This is a genomic window from Desertihabitans aurantiacus (assembly GCF_003344635.1).
Lineage (GTDB): Bacteria > Actinomycetota > Actinomycetes > Propionibacteriales > Propionibacteriaceae > Desertihabitans > Desertihabitans aurantiacus.
In genome coordinates, this window is record NZ_QPKK01000190.1 from 1 (window position 1) to 7691 (window position 7691).

Genomic DNA, 7691 nt, shown 5'->3' on the forward strand with positions numbered 1-7691 from the left:
CGTCCCGGAGTCCAGGCCGGCGAGCACGGCGTCGCGGACGGCGACGGCCCGGCGCGGGTCGCGGTCGCCGGAGACGGCCACCGTCAGCCCCTCCGCCGGGCTGCCCTCCGCACCGCGGGCGACCGACGGTCGGTGCACCGGGGAGGCGTCGGCGTCGTCGGCGCGCAGGCACCACACCCGCTCGCGCTCGCAGGCGGCGGCCACCGCGGCGTCGACCGTCCCGGTGGCGGTGAGCACGAACCAGGCCGGGGTCGGACGCAGCAGGTCGTCCTCGGTGAACGGCCGGCGGTGCAGGACGAGCCGTCCCTCCGCGGCCAGGGACACCAGCCGCTCGCTCGGCCCCGGCGCCACCACCTCGACCTGGGCGCCCTCGGCCAGCAGGTCGTCGACCCGCCGGGTGGCGACGGCGCCGCCGCCGACCACGAGGACGCGGCGGTCGCGCAGGCGGAGGCTCACCGGGTACATGGTCGCCTCAGCCCACCCGGAGGGCCGGGCGCAGGGCACCCGTCGACCGGGCGGCGGATCGCCCTTCGACAGGCTCAGGGCGCTCGGGTCGGGGGCGGTGCGCAGCCGACGGTCCCGCGAGGGGTCGCCCTTCGACAGGCTCAGGGCGCTGGGCGTCGGGCCGGTGCGCAGCCGACGGGCCCGCGGCGGTTCGGGGGCGGCGCGCGGTCAGATCAGCCACGAGTCGGCGTCGACGAGGTCGCCGGTGAGCTGCACCATGCCGGCGGCCAGGGTGGCGCCGTCGTCGGGGCTGATCAGCAGGAAGGAGCCGGTGCGGCGGGCGGCGGCGTAGTCGTCCACCGCGACCGGGCGTCCCAGCCGCAGCCGGATGGTGCCGATCCCGTTGAGCGGCAGCTCCGAGGGGGCCGGGCCGCGCTCCAGGGTGGTCATGTCGAGGGTGTCGACGAGGTCGGTCACCAGCCCCTTGACCGTGGCCGTCCCGACCCGGACGTAGACCATGTCGCGGTGGCGGAGCGGACGGCTGGAGAGCACCGCCACGGTGGCCTCCAGGTCCTTGACCTCCGTGGCCGGACGGGCGGCCTCGCTGATCAGGTCACCGCGGGAGATGTCGAGGTCGTCGGCCAGCCGCAGCACCACCGACTGCGGGGCGTGGGCCCGTTCGCGCTCGACCGGCTCCCCCGGACGTCCCACCCGGTCGATGCCGACCACGGTGGTGGTGAAGCCCTCGGGCTGCACCTGGATCCGGGTGCCCACCTCGACCACGCCGCTGGTGATCCGGCCGGCGTAGCCACGGTAGTCGGGGTGCTCGGCGCTCTGCGGGCGGATGACGTACTGCACCGGCATCCGGAAGGCCTCGTCCTGCGGGGACGCGCCGACCTCCACGGTCTCCAGGTGCTCGAGCATGGTCGGCCCGTCGTACCAGGGGGTGTGCGCCGACCGGGTCACCACGTTGTCCCCGAGCAGGGCCGAGACCGGGACGGCCGTGACCGCGTCGATGCCGACGTGGCCGGCCAGCCGCTGCAGCTCCGCCACGATGCCGGTGAAGACCGACTCGGAGAAGTCGACGAGGTCCATCTTGTTCACCGCGACCGCGACGTGGCGGATACCGAGCAGCCCGGTGACGGCCAGGTGGCGGCGGGTCTGCTCCAGCACACCGTGCCGGGCGTCGACGAGGATCAGCGCCAGCTCGGCCGTGGAGGCCCCGGTGACCATGTTGCGGGTGTACTGCACGTGGCCGGGGGTGTCGGCCAGGATGTAGGACCGGGTCGGGGTGGAGAAGTAGCGGTAGGCCACGTCGATGGTGATGCCCTGCTCGCGCTCGGCGCGCAGGCCGTCGGTGAGCAGCGCCAGGTCCGGGTGCTGCAGCCCGCGCTCGCGGCTGACCCGCTCCACGGCGTCCAGCTGGTCGGCCAGCACCGACTTGGTGTCGAACAGCAGCCGGCCCACCAGGGTGGACTTGCCGTCGTCGACGCTGCCGGCGGTGGCCAGCCGGAGCAGGTCACGGCTGGCCTCGGGGTCGACCAGCATCCGGTCGGACTCGCTCAGGGCATCGGGGTCGATCGTCTCGGTGGCCATCAGAAGTAGCCCTCCTTCTTGCGGTCCTCCATGGCGGCCTCGCTGAGCCGGTCGTCGGCGCGGGTGGCGCCGCGCTCGGTGAGCCGGCTGCCGGCCACCTCGAGGATGACGGCCTCGACGTCGGTGGCCGTCGACTCCACCGCGCCGGTGCACGACATGTCGCCGACGGTGCGGTAGCGGACGGTGCGGGTCTCGACGTCCTCGCCCTGGCGCGGGCCGCCCCAGTCCCCGGCGCACAGCCACATCCCGTCCCGGCGGAACACCTCGCGGGAGTGGGCGTAGTACAGGCTCGGCAGCTCGATCTGCTCCCGCGCGATGTAGCGCCAGACGTCCAGCTCGGTCCAGTTCGACAGCGGGAACACCCGGACGTGCTCACCCGGGGCGTGCCGGCCGTTGTACAGCTCCCACAGCTCGGGGCGCTGCCGGCGCGGGTCCCAGGCACCGAAGGAGTCACGCAGGCTGAACACCCGCTCCTTCGCGCGGGCCTTCTCCTCGTCGCGCCGGCCGCCGCCGAAGACGGCGTCGAACTTGTGCTCGACGATGCCGTCGAGCAGCGGACGGGTCTGCAGCGGGTTGCGGGTGCCGTCGGGACGCTCGACCAGCCGGCCGTCGTCGATGTAGTCCTGCACCTTCTGCACCACCAGCCGCAGCCCGAGTCGCTCGACGGTCTCGTCGCGGAAGGTCAGCACCTCGGGGAAGTTGTGGCCGGTGTCCACGTGCATCAGCGTGAACGGCGGCTTGGCCGGCGCGAACGCCTTCACCGCCAGGTGCAGCATCAGCACCGAGTCCTTGCCGCCGGAGAACAGCAGCACGGGACGCTCGAACTCCCCGGCCACCTCCCGGAAGATGTGGATGGACTCGGCCTCGAGGTCGTCGAGGTGGTCGAGCCGGAGGTCGGCGGCGGCGCTGCTGGCCACGCTGGCGCGGTCGATCGTCGTCACGGTTCCTGCCTGGTCGATGGGGCTCACGTGTGCAACCCGCACTCGGTCTTGGCCTGACCGGCCCAGCGGCCGGCGCGGGCGTCCTCACCGGGGAGGACGGGTCGGGTGCAGGGGGCGCAGCCGATGGAGGCGTAGCCCTGCTCCCGCAGCGGGTTGAGGTGGACGTCGTAGTGGAAGACGTAGGTCTCGAGGTCCTCGTCGGTCCAGGCGGCCAGCGGGTTGATCTTGACCATCCGGCGCTTCTCGTCGAAGGAGACGACCTCGATGTCGGTGCGGGTGGGGGCGTCGACCCGGCGCATCCCGGTCACCCAGGCGTTGCGCCCGGCCACGGCCTGGTTGAGCTGCTCCACCTTGCGCGTCCCGCAGCAGCGCTCCGGCGACCAGTCGCGCAGGGCGGCCTCCCGCTCCTCCAGGCTCTGCAGCGGCAGGATGGTGCGGATGCTCACCGGGGTGTTCTCGGCGTAGTGGTCGCGGGTCGCCAGCGTCTCGGGGAAGTGGTAGCCGGTGTCGAGGAAGAACACGTCGGCCCCGGGCAGGGTGCGCCCGACCAGGTCGACCAGCGCCTCGTCCCCCATCGAGGAGGCGGTGGTGAGGCCGTCGCCGAAGGTGTTGTGCGCCCAGCGCAGCACGGCCTCGCTGAGCTCGACCTTGCGCAGGTAGTCCTCGCCCTCGCCGTGGGCCGCGACCAGGGCGGCCCCGTCCCGGACCGCCTCGCGCAGGCGTGGCTCGTCCCAGGTGATCGTGCTCATCGCGGTCCTCCCGAGGTGCGTGAGTGGTTGACGTCGTGCAGGGTGACGCTGAACAGCCGGTCGCAGCTACGGCAGTGCCAGCCCCCGACGGTGTCGTCGGCGTAACGCTCGGCGGGCACCAGGTCTTCCTCCCCGCAGAAGGGGCAGTGGAAGACCGGGCTGCGCAGGTTGCTCACCGCAGGTCGTCCTCGTCGGCGCGGCGCGCCCAGCGGGCGAAGGTCTCGCCGTCGGTGCGCTGCTCCAGGTAGCGCCCGGTGACGCGGGCGACGTACTCCCCCAGCTCGTCGGCGGTGACCTTGAGGTTGCGGGTCTTGCGGGCCAGCCCGGCGTCCACCCCGAGGCTGCCGCCCAGGTGCACCTGGAAGCCCTCGACCTGCTCGCCGTCCGGGCCGGGGACGAGCATCCCCTTGAGCCCGATGTCGGCGACCTGGGTGCGGGCGCAGGCGTTCGGGCAGCCGTTGACGTGCAGGGTCAGCGGGGAGTCGAAGTCGGGCAGCCGCTCCTCCAGCTCGACGACCACGGACGCGGCGCGGGCCTTGGTCTCGACGATGGCGAGCTTGCAGTACTCGATGCCGGTGCAGGCCATCACGCCGCGGCGGAACTCGCTCGGCCGGGCGGTCAGCCCGAGGGCCTCCAGCGCGGTGACGGCGGCCTCGACCTGCTCGTCGGGGACGTCGAGGACGAGCAGCTTCTGGTGCGGGGTGAGCCGCACCCGGCCCGAGCCGTGCTGCTCGGCCACCGCGCCCACGGCGTTGAGCACGTCACCGCTGACCCGGCCGGCGATCGGCGCGACGCCGACCCAGTTGCGCCCGTCCTTCTGCCGGTGCACGCCGACGTGGTCGACCCGGCGCTCGGACAGCTCGATCGCGGGGCCGTCGACCAGCGGGCGTCCGAGGTAGTCCTGCTCGAGCACCTCGCGGAACTTCTGCGGCCCCCAGTCGGCCATCAGGAACTTGAGCCGGGCCTTGTTGCGCAGCCGGCGGTAGCCGTGGTCGCGGAAGATGCCGACCACCCCGGCCCACACGTCCGGGACGTCCTCCAGCGGTACCCAGACGCCGAGCCGCTGGGCCAGCATCGGGTTGGTGCTCAGCCCGCCGCCGACCCACAGGTCGAAACCGGGGCCGTGCTCGAGGTGCACCACGCCGACGAAGGAGATGTCGTTGATCTCGTGCGCGATGTCGGGCAGCCCGGAGATGGCGGACTTGAACTTGCGCGGCAGGTTCGAGAACCGGGGGTCGCCGATGTACTTCTCGACGATGGCCTCGATCGCGGGGGTGCCGTCGATCACCTCGTCGGCGGCGATCCCGGCCACCGGGGAGCCGAGCACCACCCGCGGGCAGTCGCCGCAGGCCTCGGTGGTGCGCAGCCCGACGGCCTCGAGCCGGCGCCAGATCTCGGGCACCGACTCGATCTCGACCCAGTGCAGCTGGATGTTCTGCCGGTCGGAGATGTCGGCGGTGCCGCGGGCGAAGTCGTTGCTGATCGAGGCGATGGTGTTGAGCTGCTCCAGGCTGAGCGCGCCGCCGTCGGAGCGGACCCGCAGCATGAAGTAGGAGTCCTCGAGCTCCTCCGGCTCCAGGGTGGCGGTCTTGCCGCCGTCGATGCCCTGCTTGCGCTGGGTGTAGAGGCCCCACCAGCGCATCCGACCCCGCAGGTCGTCCCCGGGGATGGAGTCGAAGCCCTCCTTGGCGTAGGTGCTCTCGATCCGGGCACGGACGTTGAGGGCGTCGTCGGCCTGCTTGAACTCCTCGTTGTGGTTGAGCGGAGTCCGGTCGCCCTCGGCCCACTGGCCGTGCGACTTCTGGGGGCGGGCGGACTTCGCGCGAGGAGGCGCGGTCGGGCTCTGGGTCACGGTCGACCTTCCGTCGAGGCTGCAGATGGGGGAGTCGGGGCGGAGGCTGCGCGGGTCAACGCCGTCGGCGGCGCGTCTGTTCCCGCTCCCCTGCCGGGCGTCGCCGGCGGCGCGCGCGGTCAGGGACGCAGACCGGTCAGGAACACAGGGCGCTGCTGGTGCGCAGCAGGTCCACGTGGTGGCGCACGGTGAGGCCACCGGCGGCAGGGTCGACTCCGGTCACCGGTGCAGTCTCGGGGACGGAGCGCGGGTCAGGTGCCTCAGTCCAGGTACTGGACGCCGGCCGCGGGCGGGGGTCGACGGCTCCGGTCGAGCCGGACCTCCCTGCCGCCTCCAGGTTAACGCCGGCCGGGGGGCTTGCGGCAAGACCCCGACCAGGCCCCATCCTGGGCCGCCGGACGTCGATTCGAGGGACGGGGAGGTCCAGATCGTGCGGGTGGTGCTGACGACGGTGGGGTCGCGGGGTGACGTCGAACCGGTGGCGGGGCTGGCGGCTGCGCTGCTGGAGCAGGGGGCGCAGGTGCGGGTGTGCGCGCCGCCGGACGAGGACGTCGTGGCGGTGGTGCACCGGGCCGGGGCCGAGCACGTCCCCCTGGGCCGCTCGGTGCGCTCGGTGGTGGCCGGGGACCGGCCGCCGACGGTCGAGGACGCCTACCGGTTCGCCGCCGAGCTGGTGGACGCGCGGTTCGAGGTGCTCACCGCCGCGGCCGAGGGGGCCGACGTGCTGCTGGCCACCGGGTTGCTGCCGGCCGGGGTGCGGACGGTCGCCGAGACGCTGGGGGTGCGCTACGTCTTCGCCGCCTTCGCGGTCTACGGGCTGCCGTCGCGGCACTTCCCGCCGGGACGTCGGCCGGGCCCCCCTCCTCCGGCGGACCAGGACGACCTGCGCGAGCTGTGGCGCCACGACACCGAACGGGTCGACGCCCTGTACGCCGGGCCGCTGAACCGCCACCACGCCCGGCTGGGTCTGCCCCCGGTGGTCGACGTCCACTCCCACGTGCTCGGCGGCGGGCCGGGTCTGCTGGCCGCCGACCTGGTGCTCTGCCCGTGGCGGCGGCTGGTCGAGGTCGGGTTGCGGCAGACCGGGGCGTGGATCCTGCCCGACCGGAGACCGCTGGCCGAGGAGCTCGTGGACTTCCTGGACGCCGGCGAGCCCCCGGTCTACGTCGGCTTCGGCAGCATGGGCCTGCACGGGCGGGACGACCTGGCGGAGATCGCGGTCGAGTCGGCCCGGGCGCTGGGACGCCGGGTGGTGCTGGCGGGTGGTTGGGCGGGGTTGACCCCGCCGGACGGCACCGGGGACTGCCTGGTCATCGGCGAGGTGAACCAGCAGGCCCTGTTCGCCCGGGTGGCCGCCGTGGTGCACCACGGCGGCGCGGGCACCACCACCACGGCCACCCGGGCCGGTGTCCCCCAGGTGGTGGTGCCCCAGCTGGCCGACCAGCCGTCGTGGGCCGAGCGGGTGGACGACCTCGGCGTCGGCGTCGCCCACCCGGGCCCGGCGCCGACCGTCGAGTCGCTGACGGCCGCGCTGCGGACCGCACTGGAGCCGACGACGGCGCAGCGGGCCCGGGCCGTCGGCGGTGCCATCCGCACCGACGGCGCGCACGAGGCCGCCCGGTTCCTGCTGGCCGGCTGAGCGGCCGGCTAGGCCGACGGCCTCAGCGGCCGCCGAGCACGCCCTCCTCGATGGCCTTGCGGACGGCGTCGGCCTCCGCCTGGGTGAGGGTGCCGTCCTCGACCGCCCGGGTCAGCCGCTCCTCGACACGCGCGGCGCGCTCGGCCTGCCGCTCGCTGCGCAGCTCCTCCACCGCGTCGGTCACGACCGACTCCTCGATGCCGAGCTTCTCGGCCAAGGCGGAGGCGAGCTCGGCGATGCGCTCGTCCGGCGCGGGACGCTCGCCGTCGGCGGACTCGCGGGCCTGGCGCTGCTCCTCGCGCAGCTCCTGCAGCGCCGTGACCAGCGCCTCCTCCTCCACCCCGAGCCGCTCGGCCAGCGCGGCGGTGTCGAACCCGCCGGGGCCGTGCCCACCCCCGCGGGGGCCGCGCTCGCCGTCGGCAGGGGCCTGCTCCTCGCCGGGGCCCGGGCTGGCCGGGGCGCTCGGGCTG

At 74.2% G+C, this 7691-nt stretch carries 8 protein-coding genes; 1 reads left to right on the forward strand and 7 read right to left on the reverse strand.

The annotated features are described in order from the left end of the window. The 6 genes from DVA66_RS14275 to DVA66_RS14300 form a co-directional block, all read right to left on the reverse strand. Positions 1-456, reverse strand: a 456-nt coding sequence (locus tag DVA66_RS14275; RefSeq protein WP_198671775.1) for a precorrin-2 dehydrogenase/sirohydrochlorin ferrochelatase family protein, incomplete at its 3' end; no start/stop codon positions are given. A gap of 216 nt (positions 457-672) precedes the next feature. After that, positions 673-2040, reverse strand: a complete 1368-nt coding sequence (locus DVA66_RS14280) for a GTP-binding protein (RefSeq protein ID WP_198671776.1) — start codon at positions 2038-2040, stop codon at positions 673-675. Further along, positions 2040-2972, reverse strand: a complete 933-nt coding sequence (gene cysD / locus DVA66_RS14285) for a sulfate adenylyltransferase subunit CysD (RefSeq protein ID WP_232821963.1) — start codon at positions 2970-2972, stop codon at positions 2040-2042. The genes DVA66_RS14280 and cysD overlap by 1 nt, the downstream gene beginning before the upstream one ends. 32 nt (positions 2973-3004) lie before the next feature. Then, the gene (locus tag DVA66_RS14290; RefSeq protein WP_114560689.1) at positions 3005-3730 is read right to left on the reverse strand and encodes a phosphoadenylyl-sulfate reductase; all 726 of its coding nucleotides are present in this window, start codon (positions 3728-3730) and stop codon (positions 3005-3007) included. Continuing rightward, positions 3727-3906, reverse strand: coding sequence for a hypothetical protein (locus DVA66_RS14295; RefSeq protein ID WP_114560690.1), 180 nt, complete (start codon positions 3904-3906; stop codon positions 3727-3729). Before DVA66_RS14295 ends, DVA66_RS14290 begins: the two co-directional genes overlap by 4 nt. Further along, on the reverse strand, positions 3903-5582 hold the full coding sequence (locus DVA66_RS14300; protein ID WP_114560691.1) for a nitrite/sulfite reductase: 1680 nt from the start codon (positions 5580-5582) through the stop codon (positions 3903-3905). Before DVA66_RS14300 ends, DVA66_RS14295 begins: the two co-directional genes overlap by 4 nt. Positions 5583-6012: 430 nt before the next feature. Between DVA66_RS14300 and DVA66_RS14305 the strand changes: the two genes are divergently transcribed. Continuing rightward, positions 6013-7221, forward strand: a complete 1209-nt coding sequence (locus DVA66_RS14305) for a glycosyltransferase (RefSeq protein WP_114560692.1) — start codon at positions 6013-6015, stop codon at positions 7219-7221. Between the two features lie 22 nt (positions 7222-7243). On the opposite strand, the gene DVA66_RS14310 is transcribed toward DVA66_RS14305, so the two are convergent. Further along, positions 7244-7691: hypothetical protein (locus DVA66_RS14310; protein ID WP_114560693.1), on the reverse strand; the 448-nt coding region annotated here is incomplete at its 5' end.

What these genes read in the sequence shown, in the direction of transcription:
- DVA66_RS14290 (WP_114560689.1), bottom strand. Translation starts at nt 3,730, where the DNA reads ATGAGCACGATCACCTGGGACGAGCCACGCCTGCGCGAGGCGGTCCGG.
- DVA66_RS14280 (WP_198671776.1), bottom strand. Translation starts at nt 2,040, where the DNA reads ATGGCCACCGAGACGATCGACCCCGATGCCCTGAGCGAGTCCGACCGG.